12 protein-coding genes are annotated in these 14,280 nt (G+C 71.3%); 8 read left to right on the forward strand and 4 right to left on the reverse strand.

Going from position 1 to position 14,280, the window contains the following annotated elements; genetic code table 11:
* Window positions 1-3: 3 nt before the first annotated feature.
* The 3 genes from AB0383_RS11850 to AB0383_RS11860 form a co-directional block, all read right to left on the reverse strand.
* On the reverse strand, window positions 4-1,272 hold the full coding sequence (locus tag AB0383_RS11850) for a DUF1343 domain-containing protein (RefSeq protein ID WP_366186825.1): 1,269 nt from the start codon (window positions 1,270-1,272) through the stop codon (window positions 4-6).
* Entirely contained in the window at window positions 1,269-3,092 is a 1,824-nt protein-coding gene (locus AB0383_RS11855) for a glycoside hydrolase family 3 N-terminal domain-containing protein (protein WP_364170484.1), read from the reverse strand. The genes AB0383_RS11850 and AB0383_RS11855 overlap by 4 nt, the downstream gene beginning before the upstream one ends.
* Window positions 3,093-3,670: 578 nt before the next feature.
* Entirely contained in the window at window positions 3,671-4,516 is an 846-nt protein-coding gene (locus AB0383_RS11860) for an HAD family hydrolase (protein ID WP_366186827.1), read from the reverse strand.
* Window positions 4,517-5,070: 554 nt separating this feature from the next.
* On the opposite strand from AB0383_RS11860, the gene ssd reads away from it, so the two are divergent.
* The 8 genes from ssd (at window position 5,071) to AB0383_RS11900 (ending at window position 11,332) form a co-directional block, all read left to right on the forward strand.
* On the forward strand, window positions 5,071-6,132 hold the full coding sequence (ssd, locus tag AB0383_RS11865) for a septum site-determining protein Ssd (RefSeq protein ID WP_366186829.1): 1,062 nt from the start codon (window positions 5,071-5,073) through the stop codon (window positions 6,130-6,132).
* Between the two features lie 341 nt (window positions 6,133-6,473).
* Window positions 6,474-7,610 (forward strand): TadA family conjugal transfer-associated ATPase, encoded by a 1,137-nt coding sequence (locus AB0383_RS11870; RefSeq protein ID WP_354867560.1) that lies wholly within the window; start codon window positions 6,474-6,476, stop codon window positions 7,608-7,610.
* Window positions 7,611-7,964: 354 nt separating this feature from the next.
* Window positions 7,965-8,717, forward strand: a complete 753-nt coding sequence (locus AB0383_RS11875; protein ID WP_364170493.1) for a type II secretion system F family protein — start codon at window positions 7,965-7,967, stop codon at window positions 8,715-8,717.
* A gap of 131 nt (window positions 8,718-8,848) precedes the next feature.
* The gene (locus AB0383_RS11880) at window positions 8,849-9,406 is read left to right on the forward strand and encodes a type II secretion system F family protein (protein WP_364170496.1); all 558 of its coding nucleotides are present in this window, start codon (window positions 8,849-8,851) and stop codon (window positions 9,404-9,406) included.
* A 31-nt stretch (window positions 9,407-9,437) separates the two neighbouring features.
* Window positions 9,438-9,602, forward strand: coding sequence for a DUF4244 domain-containing protein (locus AB0383_RS11885; RefSeq protein WP_220244842.1), 165 nt, complete (start codon window positions 9,438-9,440; stop codon window positions 9,600-9,602).
* On the forward strand, window positions 9,602-9,940 hold the full coding sequence (locus AB0383_RS11890; RefSeq protein WP_364170499.1) for a TadE family type IV pilus minor pilin: 339 nt from the start codon (window positions 9,602-9,604) through the stop codon (window positions 9,938-9,940). Before AB0383_RS11885 ends, AB0383_RS11890 begins: the two co-directional genes overlap by 1 nt.
* Complete coding sequence (locus AB0383_RS11895) at window positions 9,937-10,290, forward strand: Rv3654c family TadE-like protein (RefSeq protein ID WP_364170502.1); 354 nt, start codon at window positions 9,937-9,939, stop codon at window positions 10,288-10,290. The genes AB0383_RS11890 and AB0383_RS11895 overlap by 4 nt, the downstream gene beginning before the upstream one ends.
* A 421-nt stretch (window positions 10,291-10,711) precedes the next feature.
* Window positions 10,712-11,332 (forward strand): bifunctional DNA primase/polymerase, encoded by a 621-nt coding sequence (locus AB0383_RS11900; protein WP_364170504.1) that lies wholly within the window; start codon window positions 10,712-10,714, stop codon window positions 11,330-11,332.
* A gap of 42 nt (window positions 11,333-11,374) precedes the next feature.
* On the opposite strand, the gene AB0383_RS11905 is transcribed toward AB0383_RS11900, so the two are convergent.
* On the reverse strand, window positions 11,375-14,179 hold the full coding sequence (locus tag AB0383_RS11905) for a DEAD/DEAH box helicase (RefSeq protein WP_366186935.1): 2,805 nt from the start codon (window positions 14,177-14,179) through the stop codon (window positions 11,375-11,377).
* Window positions 14,180-14,280: the final 101 nt, after the last annotated feature.

Here is a 14,280-nt window from a genome sequence, read left to right on the forward strand (position 1 = left end):
TCCTCAGCGATAGATCAGGTAGGGCCGGCGCTTGCGGTCGAAGGCGGCGAGCTCGGCGCGCCAGGCGCCGGTGACCTCGTCGACCCCGGCGCCGGCGTCGATCATGGTGCGCAGCCGGTCGGAACCCGACAGCAAGTCGATGGCGTGGTCGGGCCGCCAGTCGAACGTTTGCGGCGCGACCTGCTTCGCGGTCACGAGCATCGCGACGGCGGTGGTGATCGCGTCGAAGGCCTTCGGATCAGTGACGGTGAGCTGCACGCCGCCGCAAGTCTCGTTCACGAACTTGCTGAACGTCGGCACGAAGTACGTCTCGCGGAAGCGCGCGCCGGGCAGGTCGAGCGCTTCGAGCTTGTCGCGCCAGGGCCAGTCGACACCCGGCGCGCCGATGATCTCGAACGGGCGCGTGGTGCCGCGGCCCTCCGCGAAGAGCGTGCCTTCGAACAGACAGGTGCCGGGGTAGACGATCGCGGTGTGCGGCGTCGGCATGTTCGGGCTCGGCATGACCCAGTCGAGACCGGTTTCGGCGAAGAGCATGTCTCGCCGCCAGCCGCGGACCTCGACGACGTCCAGCTTCGCCGGCTTCACGCCTTCGCCGGGCAGGAACTCGGTGTTGAACAGCCGCGCCAGCTCGCCGACGGTCATGCCGTGCTGCTGCGCGATCGGCTTGCGGCCGACGCCGGAGGCGAACTTAGGGTCGAGCACCGGGCCGGCGAGGCGGCCGCCGATCGGGTTCGGCCGATCGAGCACCACGAACGCCGCGCCGACCTTCGCCGCCGCGACCATCGCCGTGTAGAGCGACCAGATGTAGGTGTAGAAGCGGGCGCCGACGTCGGCGATGTCGAACACGACGGTGTCGAGGCCGGCCTTGGTGAACAGTGTCGCGAGCTTCACCGCGTCGGCGCCGTACGCGTCGTACACGGGGATGCCGGTGCGTGGATCCGTGTAGTCGCCTTCGGAACCGCCGGCCTGCGCGCTGCCGCGGAAGCCGTGTTCGGGGCCGAAGGCGGCGACGGGGCGGACCCCGGCGGCGACCATGTCGTCGACGATGTGGTCGCCGCTCGCGAGCACGCCGGTCGGGTTGGACAGCACGCCGAGCTTGCGGCCGGCGAGCGGGCGCCAGTGTTGGGCGGCGAGTTGTTCGGCGCCGGTGAGCACTTTTTGGTGGTGGCTCGGTTGCGCTGCCGGTGCTGCTTGCGCGACGGCCGAGCCGCCCGCGAGCACCGGGACGGCGAGCGCGGGGACGGCGAGGAACTTCCTGCGGTTGACGTTCACCAGCTCAGCCCATGTCCGAAGGGGTACTTGACGGTGTTCACGTCGGCGCCCGCCGGGACGTCGACGGGCAGCTTGCCGCTCGGCTTCGTCTCGCCGAGCACGACCTTCGCGAGCGCCTCGAGCGACGGTGTGATGTAGCCGTAGGTCGCGAGCCACGTGGGAACGGGGTTGGCGTACCCGGCGTCGTACGGGATCTGCGCGGCGACGGCGACCACGGGCTTGCCGGTGTCCATCAACGCCTGCAAAAGCTTGTTCTGCAAGGGAAATCCGCCGAGGTTGTTCGTGAGCACTACCACGAGGTCGGTCTTCGCGGCGGCCGCGGCGGCCTGGGCGATGAGGTCGTCCGACGGGGTTTGCCCGGTCTGCAGCGCGGTCGCCTGGGTGCCGTGGGCGGTGAGGCGGTTGGCGAGCGTCTGCGTGCTGGCTACGCCCCAGCCGGTGACGAGCGCGGTGGCGGGCTTCTGCTTGAGCGGCAGCACGCCCGCGTCGTTGGCGATCGCGGTGATCGAGCGGTCGGCGATGCCCTGCGCGGTGGCGAGGTGCGCCGGCGTGCCGACCTTCTTCCCGACGAGCGCCGGGTTGTCGAACGGCGCGGTGAGGATGCCGCGCTTGAGCTTCAGCTTGAGCACCCGCAGCACGCTCTGGTCGATCCGCTGCATCGGCAGGTCGCCGGACTTCACGGCGGAGATCACGGAGTTGATCGCGAGGTCGAGGTGCACCGGCATGAGCAGCTGGTCGATGCCGGCCTTCAGTGCCAGCACAGGGATTTCGGCGTCGCTGTGGATCTCGCGCACGCCCTGCATCTCCAGCGCGTCGGTGATCACCACACCGTTGTAACCCAGCTCGTTGCGCAGCTTGCCGGTGATGATCGGCTTCGACAGCGTGGCCGGCTCACCCGACGGGTCGAGGCTCGGGAACTGGATGTGGGCGCTCATGATCGAGTCGATGCCCGCGGCGATGGCGGCCTTGAACGGCGGCACGTCGATCTTGCGCCACTCGTCCTCGGTGCGGTCGATGCGTGGCAGGCCGGTGTGGCTGTCGGTGGCGGCGTCGCCGTGGCCGGGGAAGTGTTTTGCCGTGGAGGAAACGGTTTCGAAGGACGGGCCGGAGTTCTGGTAGCCCTTGACCTCGGCCGTCACGAACTGGCTCGCGAGCCCCGGCCGGCCGGCGAACGAGCGCACGCCGATCACCGGGTTGGCCGGGTTGGAGTTCACATCCGAGTCGGGCGCGAAGTCCTGGTTGATGCCGACGGCGCGCAGTTCGTGGCCGATGATCGTGGCCGCCTGCGTCGCGCTGTCGGTGCTGCGGCCGGCGGCGATGGCCATGGAGTTGGGGAACTCCGTGGCCGGAGCGCCCATCCGGGTGACGGTGCCGCCCTCCTGGTCGGTGCCGATCTGCAACGGGATGTGGGCGCCACTGGAGATCGCGGCCTGCTGCAGGCCGTTGGAGAGCTTCGCGACCTGGGTCGGGGTGTCGAAGTTGTCGCGGGTGTCGTTGTTGAAGTAGATGACGCCGCCGAGATGGTACTTGCGAACGACCTCGGCGGGCGTGTCGACGCCGAAGTCCGTCTGGTTCTTGGGGTTTACCTCATCGGCGGACTTGCCGTTCACCCAGGTGACGAACAGCTGCCCGACTTTTTCCTCGAGGCTGAGGCCGTGGAGCGCCTGCTGGGCGGCGGCGTCGAGGGAGGTCATCCCTTTCGCGTCCGGTGTGCCGCCTGAAGCGGTCGCGCCGATTCCGGCGACGGCGAGGAGCCCCGCGAGGGGGACGGCGAGTGCATGGATCCTCCGCGGGCGCGTGCGCGCGAGTCGGGTCGTCACGAAAGGGCCTCCCAGTGTCGTGCGCCGCGGGTGGTGAGAAGTCCACCTGGCGGCGCCGGTATCGGGAAGCTACTCACCGGCTTGGGCGTTGTCCATCGGCCGAGCGCAGGAACGTGGGGTTTCACCTGGGCATGCTGTGCGAAAGACACAGTGGTGGAAACACAGACACAGTGGCGGAAACGCTGGCGGCGCCCGTCGGCCGAAGCCGGCGGGCGCCGCCTGCAAGCGCGGAACATCTCGGGCGACCAAGCGTGCAACTCTGGTCGTACCTTCATGGACTCGGCGTCCGGCGTCCCGGTACGCAGTCCCTAGACGACGAGCCTCCCGCGGCGCGCTGCGCGTGGGTACCCGGAGTCCGCGCACGGAGGTTGCCCGGGGTGACAGAGGCTTCTCTTCTACCTCTGCCCTGGCCGGCTCAACGTCCGCACCTACTTTCTACGCCGTGAGCCCGGTCACTTCAAGAGTGTGGACGGGTGCACCGGTAAAAGAGGCTCGATCCGGTGATGCACATACCCTGAGCAACGGCCGATTCCGCTCTACGCTTGAGAAAATGGGTCGCGGTACCGCCGTGTGGGTGCCTAGCGCGGGGGCGTTCGGAACCGTCGGCGACGAACCAGGCTGTACCAGGTGGCGCCCGCCGCGAAGGCGCCCACACCGAGCGCGACCATGCCCGCGGACCGGGCGGGGATCCGGCTGCGCAGGGACATCGGGCGTTCGAACGCGAGGATCGGCCAGCCGCGTTCGCCGGCTTCGCGCCGCAGGAGCTTGTCGGGGTTCACCGCGTGCGGGTGGCCGACGGTCTCCAGGAGCGGGATGTCGGTGCTCGAATCGGTGTAGGCGAAGCACTCGGCGAGGTCGTACCCGTACGTCGCGGAGAGCTGCTTCGCGGCGACGGCTTTGTTGTCGCCGTAGCAGTAGAAGGCGACTTCGCCGGTGTAGCGCCCGTCGGCGATCTCCATGCGCGTGGCGACGCAACGCGTGGCGCCGAGCATCGCGGCGACGGGTGCGGCGACCTCTTCGCCGGTGGCGGAGAGGACGACGACGTCGTGGCCGTCGGCGAGGTGGCGGTTGATGAGATCGGTGGCCTCGACGTACACGAGGGGGTCCACCACGTCGTGAAGCGTTTCCTGCACGATCGCGGAAACCTGGGCGACATCCCAGCCGGCGCAGAGCTTCGAGACCTCCGCGCGCATGCGTTCGGTCTTGTCGGCGTCGGCGCCCGCGAGGGAGAAGACGAGTTGTGCGTACGCGCTACGTAAAGCGGCTCGGCGGTTGATCAGCCCTTCTCTGAGTAATGGTTTGCTGAACGCCAGCGCGCTGGAAGAAGCGATGATGGTCTTGTCGAGATCGAAGAACGCGGCGACGGCTCGCCCGGGTTCTTCGGGGTGGGATTCGCGCGGCGGCGCGGTGCTGGGTTCGGCCACGTGATCAGGATAGGAGAAGCGGCGCCCGCGTCCTCGCGTTGATCGAACACCGGCGCGCCCGCTCGGCGGAAAATCCATGACAGCACAGTGCATCCGGCTTTGGATGCCGTTACCGAATCGTAGGTGTCGCTTGCGGCGCCAACCGGTGTCCGGGGGAGTTACAGTGTGGGAACCCGGTGTCCAACCGGGCCGGTTCAGTCCGACCCCCCGGGGCTGAACCCACGGCGGCCCTCGTCCCTCCCCCCTGGCGAGGGCCGCCCTCTTTTCCCGGGTAGTGCATTTTTTCCTCCGTGTTCGCGGATCGCCAGGATGTTTTTCGTGGCAATTACGAGATTGCCTGGAATTCCCCGGTTCCGGGGTCGCGGCTGGTCGTGCATTGTGCCTCATCGATCCGACCGGAACTTCGCGCCGAGCCGTTTCGGGCGGGAGTTGTCCACAAGCCACGGGTTGTCCACAGGTTGCGCGGTTGGCCATTGCCGTCGCGTCCGGGCCGGGTGATCTTGGTGGGACCCGGTCCACGTGGCCCGGGTTCGCTCCGCAAGGGGGAGGGCTTCATGAGAACCGCACGTCCACTTGTCGTCGCCGCCGACGGCGCGGTGCTCGACGAGATCCTGCGCGTCGCCGCGGTGGCCGGCTGCGAGCTCGACCGCGCACCGGATCTCGTGGCCGCGCGTCCACGCTGGACGCGGGCACCGCTGGTCGTGATCGACGAGGACTCCGCCGACGACCTGCACTTACCCCGTCGCGACGGCGTCTTGGTGGTGTCGAAAGGAGCGGTGGGCGTCGAGTCCTGGCGCCGCGCGGCCCTCGTCGGCGCCCGCCGCGTCCTGTGCCTGCCCGACGACGAATCAGACCTGACAGTGGCTTTGGCCGACGTCGCCGACGCCCCCGCCGAACACCCCGGCCCGGTTCTCGCCTTCCTCGGCGGCCGCGGCGGCGCGAGCGCTTCCGTGCTCGCCGCCGCCACGGCCGTCCAAGCCGACCGCGCCGGCCCTGCGCTGCTCGTCGATTGCGATCCCTTGGGCGGCGGCCTGGATCTCCCACTGGGCTTGGAAAACACGCCCGGCCACCGCTGGCCCGACGTCCGGTTGTCGGGCCGCGTCTCGCTGCCGTCTCTGGTCGACGCCCTACCTCGCCGCGGCACCCTGCCCGTGCTGGCCTGCGGCCGCACCGGCCCCGGCCCCGACCCGCGCGCCCTTTCCGCCGTGGTCACCGCCGGCCGCCGCTCGGGCCGCACCGTCGTCTGCGACCTGCCCCGCCACCTCGACGAGGGCGCTTTGGCCGTCGCCTCTCTCGCCGACTTGGTGGTCTTGGTCGTCCCGGTCGAATTCCGCGCCTGCATGGCCGCGCGGCAGGTCCTCGACCTCCTCCGGCCCCACGCCGACCGCCTCGCCATCGTCGCAAGTGGACACCCCCACGCCGGCGCACCCCCTTCCCGCACCACGGCGCTCCTCGGCCCACCCCTGCTCGCCACCTTGCCACCCGAACGCCGCGTCGCCGCCACCCTCGAAACGGGCGAGTTCGACCTCCCACCCAAGGGCGCCCTGGTCACCGCGGCGCGCGCGGTCCTGGCCGAACTCCACCCATCGTCGGCCGCCCTCCCCACGGCGGCTTGAGATGGGGCCGACGTTGCCGGGATCCGTCGAATACTCCGTAGGCGGCGGCGTGGTCGGCCGACGCCATTTCCGAAGTCCGCCCTCGGTTCGCCTCCGCCTTGGCGCTCGTGCCGTGACCGTGCCGTCCGATTGAGGCGCCCGCTGTGGTGCGGGCCGTAGCCCGAGCTGCCGAGAGAAGTACGTCGTCGTTCGTTTCGGTCGGCCCCCGCCCACTGCGCCAGACATCGCTCACCTGCACTCGGCAGATTCGCGTGGTCCTTGTCCTTTCCCTTTACCGCCAAACCATCCATCGTGCGTCGCCTCTGGAGCCCAGCCATGCCCACTCATCCGAAGCCACCGACATGACCACCGAATTCGTCGAGCGTGTCCGCAACCGGCTTGCCGGTGAGAGCCGCCTCGCGGACCCCGTCGCCGTCGCGGAGGCCGTGCGCGCGGAAGCCGGCGGCACCCTCAGCCACGACGCGGTCCTCGACGCCGTCCGCCAGGCCCACGATGAGTTCGTCGGCGCGGGTCCGCTCGCGCCGCTCCTGGAGGACCCCACCGTCACCGACGTTCTCGTCACGGCGCCCGACCAGACCTGGACCGACGGCGACTCCGGCCTGACCCGCACCGACGTCCGCTTCGCCGACGAAGAAGCCGTCCGCCGGCTGGCGCAGCGCCTCGCCCTCGCGGCGGGCCGGCGCCTCGACGACGCGCAGCCCTATGTGGACGGTTGGCTCCCCGTCCCGGGCGGGCACGTCCGCGTCCACGCCGTCCTGCCGCCGATCGCGCCCCACGGCACCTGCCTGTCCCTGCGCGTCCTCCGCCCCGCGACGCACACGCTCGACACCCTGACCGCACTCGGCGTCGTCAACGAAGAAGGCGCCGACATCCTCCGCTCGATCATCACGCGCCGCCTCGCGTTCCTGGTCACCGGCGGTACCGGCGCCGGCAAGACGACCCTCCTCAGTGCACTCCTCGCCGAGGTCAGCCCGCGCGAACGCATCATCTGTGTCGAGGACGCCGGCGAGCTCCGCCCTGCGCACCCGCAGTTCGTCAGCCTCGTCGCGCGCCCGGCCAATGTCGAAGGCGCCGGCGCCGTCGAGCTGCCCGAGCTCGTCCGCCAGGCGCTGCGCATGCGCCCCGACCGCCTGGTGGTCGGCGAAGTCCGCGGCGCCGAAGTCTGCTCCCTGCTCAACGCCCTCAACACCGGCCACGACGGCGGCGCCTGCACCCTCCACGCCAACTCACCCTCCGAGGTCCCCGCGCGCCTCGAAGCGCTCGCCTCCCTGGGCGGCCTCACCGGCGACGCCCTCCACAGCCAGCTGGCCGCCGCCATCCGCGTCGTCCTCCACCTCCGTCGCGACCCCACCGGCGCCCGCCGCCTCACCGAAATCGCGACCCTCCACCGCACCACCGCGACTACCCACACCACCCCCATCTGGCGCGACGGCCACTGGACTCCCTACCGCCCCCTCTTCGAGGAGACGACCGCGTGATTGCCTACCGCACCATTCACACGCGGTCCGCTCTTTGTCGCGCGGCCCGAAATCGCCTTGCCGTACTGCCTCAGGACTTCCCTTCCGCCGCTTCTCGTGCCGAGGCTGGAACCGACTGTTGCCCTGCTGAGGCGTCCCGGCGGCGCGAGGCCAACCGGGCGCGAACCGGCAGTCCATGCCGCTGTCGGCGCCGCAGCGGCATCGTCGAGGGGCCGACCCTCTCAGTCGCGATTCGTTCCTTCATCGCCGAGGAGGAGACGCCATGAGGACTCACTGCCCTTTTCACACCCACCCGGCGTTCCTGGTGCGTCCCTCGCGCGTGACCCGATCCTCCCTTTCCGAGGAGGTCGGCCCGTGATCACCGCCTGGCCGTTCCTCTGCTTCGGCACGGCCCTCCTCGCCTGGCCGACCCTGCCGACCCGGCTGCTGACACCACCGCGGCGACGGCTCACCATCCCCACGCCGCCGCGCCAAGCCATCTGGGTGCTGCCGACGCTCCTCGCCTTTCCACTCGCCGGAGTCGGAGCCGCAGTGGCGACCGCGTTGATCACCGTCGCGGCAAGGCAGGAATGGCGCAGCAGAAGGGAAACCTCCGCGGGGCTCGCCCGAGCCGAGCAGTCTTCGGCCGCCCTCCGCACGATGGTCGGCGAGCTGCGGGCCGGTGCTCATCCGGTACTCGCGGCGGAAGCGGCCGCCGAAGCCGTCCCCGCTCTGGCCGGCGAACTCACGAACCTGGCCACCGCCGCAAGACTCGACGGCGCACTCGAATCCCCGGAACTCCCGGAACTCGCCGCGGCCTGGACCCTCGCCCGCAGGCACGGTCTCCCCATCGCCGACACCCTCGACGCCACTCGCCGCGACGTCGACGTCGCGACGATGTTCGCCCGGCGGTTACACGCCAAGATGGCCGGCCCGCGGATGAGCGCGACCGTGCTGACTGGGCTGCCCGTCCTCTGCCTCGCCATGGGACAGGCCATCGGCGCCGAGCCGCTGACCGTGCTCACCCAGACCGTCCTCGGGCAGCTGTTCCTGGTGGCGGGCGCCGCACTGCTCTGGGCGGGCACCGCGTGGTCCCGCGCGCTCACCGGCCGCCGGGAGGTCCGATGACGCCGTACGCGCTCGCCGCCGTCGCGCTCCTCGTCTGGCCCAGCGCGCCGAAGCCGCGGAGCCTCGCGCCACCAACCACGTGGCGACCGACACTCCCGAGCCTCCGCACGAGACACGCTCTCGCCGCCGCAATGGCCGGAGCATCGGTAGCCGTAGTCGCCGGAATTACGAGTGGCGCACTGGCGGGAGCAACAGCCTGGTGGCTCCTCCGCCGCTCCCGCCGGCCCAAACCCCGCGACGACGTCACCGAACGCCTGAACTCCGCCGCCACCCTCGACCTCCTCGGCGCCTGCCTCCGCACGGGCCTGCCGGTGCCGACGGCCCTGGAAGCCGTCAGCGCCACCGCGCCCGAGCACACGTCGATCGCCATGAAAGCCACCGCCAACCTCCTCGCCCTCGGCGCGGCACCGGCCGAAGCCTGGGCCCAGCTCAAAACCCGGCCCGGATTCGAGGAGTTGTCAGTCGCCGCGACCCGTACGGCCCGGTCCGGCGCCGCGCTCGCCGCGACGGCCGACGAAGTCTCCCGGCGCCTTCGCGACGGGATCGGCGTCGAGGCCGAGGAACGCGCGGAACGGGCCGGGGTCGCGCTGGCATTGCCGGTGGGGCTCTGTTTCCTCCCCGCGTTCTTCGTGCTCGGCGTGCTGCCGGTGGTGCTCGGCCTGGCCGAGCGGATCGGGAGCGTGTTGTAGATGAATCCACAATGGACAGAAAGGACCGACCATGCACTTCCTCCCCGGCGACGAGGGCACCACTACGGCGGAGTACGCCATCGGCACAGTAGCCGCCGCGGCGTTCGCGCTCGCGCTGTTCGTGCTGCTCAGCGGCGACTCGATCAGCACGGCGCTGTCGGGTCTCGTGCAGCGGGCCCTCACGGTGGCGACCTGATGGCCGGCCGTCGCCGGGACGGCGGCATGGTCACGGTCGAAGCCGCCCTTTCGCTGGGCGCGCTCACGGCCGTGGTGGCTCTGCTGCTCGCCGGCCTCGCCGCGGTGCTCGGGCACATCCGGTGCCTCGACGCCGCCCGCGAAGCCGCGCGCCTGGCCGCCGCCGGACAGCCCGGTGCGGCCGAGGCCGTCGTGCAGACGATCGCGCCCCGCGGCGCGCGCCTCACCATCCGCCGGTCCGGCGACGGCATCACCGCCGAGGTCACCACCGACACGCTCACCGGCTTCCACCTGGACGCCAGCGCCTACGCCGTCGCCGAACCCGGAGTGCAGCAATGAAGGGCAACGACGACGGCGTCGCCACTGTGTGGACGGCCATCGTGATCGCCGCGCTCGTCGGCCTCGCCGCGGCGGGCTGCTGGCTCGGCGCGGCCGTGGCAGCCCGGCACCGAGTGGAAGCCGCCGCTGATCTCGGCGCGCTGGCCGCGGCCGCCCACGCCGCCGACGGGCCCGCCCGGGCCTGCGACCGTGCTCGCGAGGTGGCCGACCACGAGGGCGCGGTCGTCATCGCCTGCGGTTGGCACGAGCGCGACGCTCTCGTCGAAGTGCGAGCGGCGAGCCCGCCTGTCCCCGGGTGGCCGCCGCCCTCGGCGCGGGCCCGGGCCGGCCCCGTCGACCTTCCGGAGTGACGCCCGCCACCGCTCGTCCACCCGCCGTTACGACGAGTGGCGCCCGGTGTTGATCATCGCCGGAGCAATCAGACGCACTGTCTCGACGAGCGGTGAACAGCCACGAGCAGCGGTAGCTGACGCACGGCGAGCGGTTAAAACAGCTGGTCAGCGGCCTAAACGACGTGATGCGCCACAGCGGCCGCGAAGGGCGGTGAAAGTGTCAACCCGCGTGCTCAGGGGCCTCAGCGGGGGCTCAACGGCCGATCATCGGCTGTCCGTTATCGGCCGAGCGGTGGACCACCGGGCGTTCATCGCCCAGTAACCACCGGTTGTCGCGCGGCTCTTCCGCGCAACGTGCAAATTGCCGTTTAGTGAGACGTGCGCCACCAACGGCCCCGACCCGGGTGGCGCGAAACCGGACCTTGAAGGCAGGAAAGCAATGTTGGACGCGAATTGGCCGGACAGCTGGCGGAGCGCCTTCCGCATCGAACTTCGTGCGGAGGCGATCGGCCTCGCCTGGCGCGGCTGGCCGGTGCTCCCGGGGGCGACCCCGGCGCCGATCACCGGTGAGGGCGACGACCTCACGTGGCGCCGGCCGGTGCCGGAGCGGGACGACTGGCGCGAGCTGGTCGGCACCCACGCCCACGAGGTCGCCACCTGGTTCTCCGGCCGCACCCACAGCCTGCTCGTGGCCACGGGCACGGTCGTCGACGCCATCGAGGTCGACGACGAGCTCGGCAAGCGCGCCGCCCGCCTGCTGCGTGCCCTCGGCCACCCCGCGCCGATCGTCGCGATGCCCAATCGTCGCTGGCTGTTCCTCACCACGCCCGCCGACCACATCCCGGCCGAGCTCGCCGAGCAGGCGTCCGTGCAGTGGCACGGTGCCGGCAGCTACATCCCGCTGCCGCCGTCGCCGTTCCAGCACGGTGTCGTGCACTGGCGCGTGAAGCCCGAGGTGTGCGGCTGGCAGCTGCCCGACCCGGCCGAGGTGCACGACGTGCTCATGCGCGCCCTCGCCGACGAGCACGCCCCGCTGCTCGCGGAGACCACCGCTGCCTGACCGGTTCGACCCCGGCAAGCAGCGTCGACAACTGAAGAGATTTCACGCACCACCGTGGCCGCACTGCTCCCCGTGCTGACGCAAAGCCCCAAACACGGTATCCAGTACGGCCACCGCCCCTGCCTTGTCCAGCGGTTCGTTGCCGTTCCCGCACTTCGGCGACTGAACGCAGGACGGGCAGCCCGTCGGGCACTCGCAGGAGACGATCGCCTCCCGCGTTGCGGCCAACCACGGGACAATCGCGGCATAACCGCGGTCGGCAAATCCCGCACCCCCGGGATGCCCATCGTGCACGAACACCGTCGCCTCCCCGGTGTCCTCGTGCCACGCGGTAGACACCCCGCCGATGTCCCAGCGGTCGCACGTAGCGAACAGCGGTAGCAGGCCGATCGCCGCGTGCTCGGCGGCATGCAGGGCACCGGGGACGCGCGCCGGAACCAATCCGGCGCCCCCCGGTGCTCTGCCAGCACCCCCGGTCCCCACCGGCGCCCCACCCTCGGCCCCGACCCGAGCACCCCCGGTCCCCACCGGCGCGACGGCCCCGGCCCGAGCTTCAGCACCAGCCCCGCCCTCAGCACCCCCGGTCCCCACCGACACGACAGCTGCTGGCGCGGCTTCGCCCAGAGCACCCCCGGTCCCCACCGACTCCACGCTCTCGGCCCCGACCCGAGTGCCCCCGGTCCCCGCCGGCGCGACGGTCGCTGTCGCGGCGTCGCCAGGAGCACTTTCGGTCCCCGATGGCTCGACGCCGCCGGTCCCCGCCTGCGCGACGGCCCCGGCCCGAGCCGCGCCAAGAGTGCCCCCGGTCCCCGCCGGCGCGACGGTCGCTGTCGCGGCGTCGCCAGGAGTGCCTTCGGTCCCCGCCGGCTCCACGGCCCCGGTCTCGACCCGAGTGCCTTCGGTCCCCGCCGGCGCGACGGCCCTCGCCCGAGCCGCGCCAAGAACACCCCCGGTCCCCACCCGATGCGCAGGGCCGAGCAAGTCGCTCGTCACCGTGTACCAGACGGCGCGTGTGTGCAGGCTTTGTTCCGGCAGGTCCAGCGGGGTGTGGTCCAGGACCTCACCCGACGGCCGGCGGCGCAGGTAGCCGACGACCTGCGACGTCACCGCCACCTCGCCCAGGCACACCGTGACACCGCCGTGGGAGCACTGTTCCTGCGTGGACAGCACCGAGATGTCCACGACCTCCCGCGGCGACGTGTGCCAGTCCGGGTCCTCGGCGTGCACGAGGGCGAGGCCGGTCTCGAGGTCGAGTTCGTCGACGACGTACGACGAACCCTGGTGCAGGTACACCGCACCCGGGTGCACGGCGTAGCAAGCCGACCCTGGGTCGACCGTGCCGAGCATGCGGCCGGAATCCGCCTCCACCACCGCGATCTGGTCGCCGCCCGAGCCGCGGATGCCGACTTCCGCGTGGGGGCGTTCGCGAGCGGTCCAGTACCAGCCGCTGGAACGGCGGCGCAGCAGCTTCTCCTCCGCCAGGTCCGCGAGCACCGCGCGCGCGGCCGGACCGCCGAACGTTTCCAGCTCCGGTTCGGTCAACGGCAGCTCCGCCACAGCGCACGCGAGCTGCGGCCCGAGCACATAGGGGTTCGTCGGGTCCAGCACGGCCGTCTCCACTGGACGCTCCAGCAGGGCCGCCGGGTGGTGCACGAGGTAGGTGTCGAGTGGATCGTCGCGCGCCACGAACACGACCAGGGCCTCGTCTCCCGCGCGGCCCGCGCGTCCAGCCTGCTGCCAGAACGACGCCAGCGTGCCCGGGTAGCCGGCGAGCACCACGGCGTCGAGGCCCGCGATGTCGACGCCGAGCTCCAGCGCGTTGGTGGTCGCCACTCCCAACAACCGGCCGGACAGCAAAGCGGCCTCCAGCGCCCGACGCTCCTCGGGTAAGAAGCCAGATCGGTACGCGGCAACGGTTTCCGCCAACGCCGGGTCCACTTCGGACAACAGTCGCCGCGCGCCCAATGCCGTGAGCTCCGCCCCACGGCGCGAGCGCACGAAAGCCAGCGAACGCGCGCCCTCCACCACCAGGTCCGTGAGGATTCGCGCCGTCTCGACACCCGCCGAACGTCGCACCGGCGCGCCGTTCTCGCCCGTCAGCTCGTCGAGCAGCGGGGGCTCCCACAACGCGACCGTCCGCGCGCCCCGCGGCGAAGCGTCCTCGGTGACGGCCGCGCACGGAAGCCCCGTCAGCCGCGAAGCGAACTCCGCCGGCGAAGCCGTGGTCGCCGACGCCAGCACGAACACCGGCGACGCCCCGTAGTGCGCGGCCACCCGCCGCAGCCGGCGCAGCAGCAGCGCGACGTGCGAACCGAACACGCCGCGGTAGCTGTGGCACTCGTCGACCACCACATAGGCCAGGTTCTTGAAAAACCGGGTCCACCGCGAATGCGAAGACAGGATCCCGCGGTGGAGCATGTCCGGGTTCGTGAACACCCAGTTCGCGTGCGCGCGCACCCAGTCGCGCTCGGTCATCGGGGTGTCGCCGTCGTACGACGCCGCCCGCACCGCCGGGACGTCCAAAGAGGACACCGAACGCAGCTGGTCAGCGCCCAGTGCCTTGGTGGGCGAGAGGTACAACGCGGTGGCCGCGGAGCCCGTGGCCAGTGAGGACAGCACCGGCAGCTGGTACGCCAACGACTTCCCCGACGCGGTGCCCGTCGACACCACCACATGGGACCCCTCGTGAGCCAGCGAAGCCGCCTCGACCTGGTGTTTCCAGGGAGTCTCCACTCCGGAGCCCGCGAACGCCGACACGACCGACGGCGCGGCCCACTCCGGCCACGCCGCGAAACCCGCCGCACGCGCGGGAAGCTCGGCCACGTGCGTGACCGGGTTCTCGTTCATCGGGACCCCGGCCGTGACCCGGCCCAGCAGCCTCCGTCCTCGCTCAACCACGTGCCGAAGCGTCGCACAGGGCACCGACAGAACCGGTGCGAGATCGATCA

Source organism: Amycolatopsis sp. NPDC051373, assembly GCF_040689465.1.
In the GTDB taxonomy this organism is placed as follows: Bacteria; Actinomycetota; Actinomycetes; order Mycobacteriales; family Pseudonocardiaceae; genus Amycolatopsis.

What these genes read in the sequence shown, in the direction of transcription:
- ssd (WP_366186829.1), top strand. Translation starts at nt 5,071, where the DNA reads ATGAGAACCGCACGTCCACTTGTCGTCGCCGCCGACGGCGCGGTGCTC.
- AB0383_RS11870 (WP_354867560.1), top strand. Translation starts at nt 6,474, where the DNA reads ATGACCACCGAATTCGTCGAGCGTGTCCGCAACCGGCTTGCCGGTGAG.
- AB0383_RS11880 (WP_364170496.1), top strand. Translation starts at nt 8,849, where the DNA reads ATGGCCGGAGCATCGGTAGCCGTAGTCGCCGGAATTACGAGTGGCGCA.
- AB0383_RS11885 (WP_220244842.1), top strand. Translation starts at nt 9,438, where the DNA reads ATGCACTTCCTCCCCGGCGACGAGGGCACCACTACGGCGGAGTACGCC.
- AB0383_RS11890 (WP_364170499.1), top strand. Translation starts at nt 9,602, where the DNA reads ATGGCCGGCCGTCGCCGGGACGGCGGCATGGTCACGGTCGAAGCCGCC.
- AB0383_RS11895 (WP_364170502.1), top strand. Translation starts at nt 9,937, where the DNA reads ATGAAGGGCAACGACGACGGCGTCGCCACTGTGTGGACGGCCATCGTG.
- AB0383_RS11900 (WP_364170504.1), top strand. Translation starts at nt 10,712, where the DNA reads ATGTTGGACGCGAATTGGCCGGACAGCTGGCGGAGCGCCTTCCGCATC.
- AB0383_RS11905 (WP_366186935.1), bottom strand. Translation starts at nt 14,179, where the DNA reads ATGAACGAGAACCCGGTCACGCACGTGGCCGAGCTTCCCGCGCGTGCG.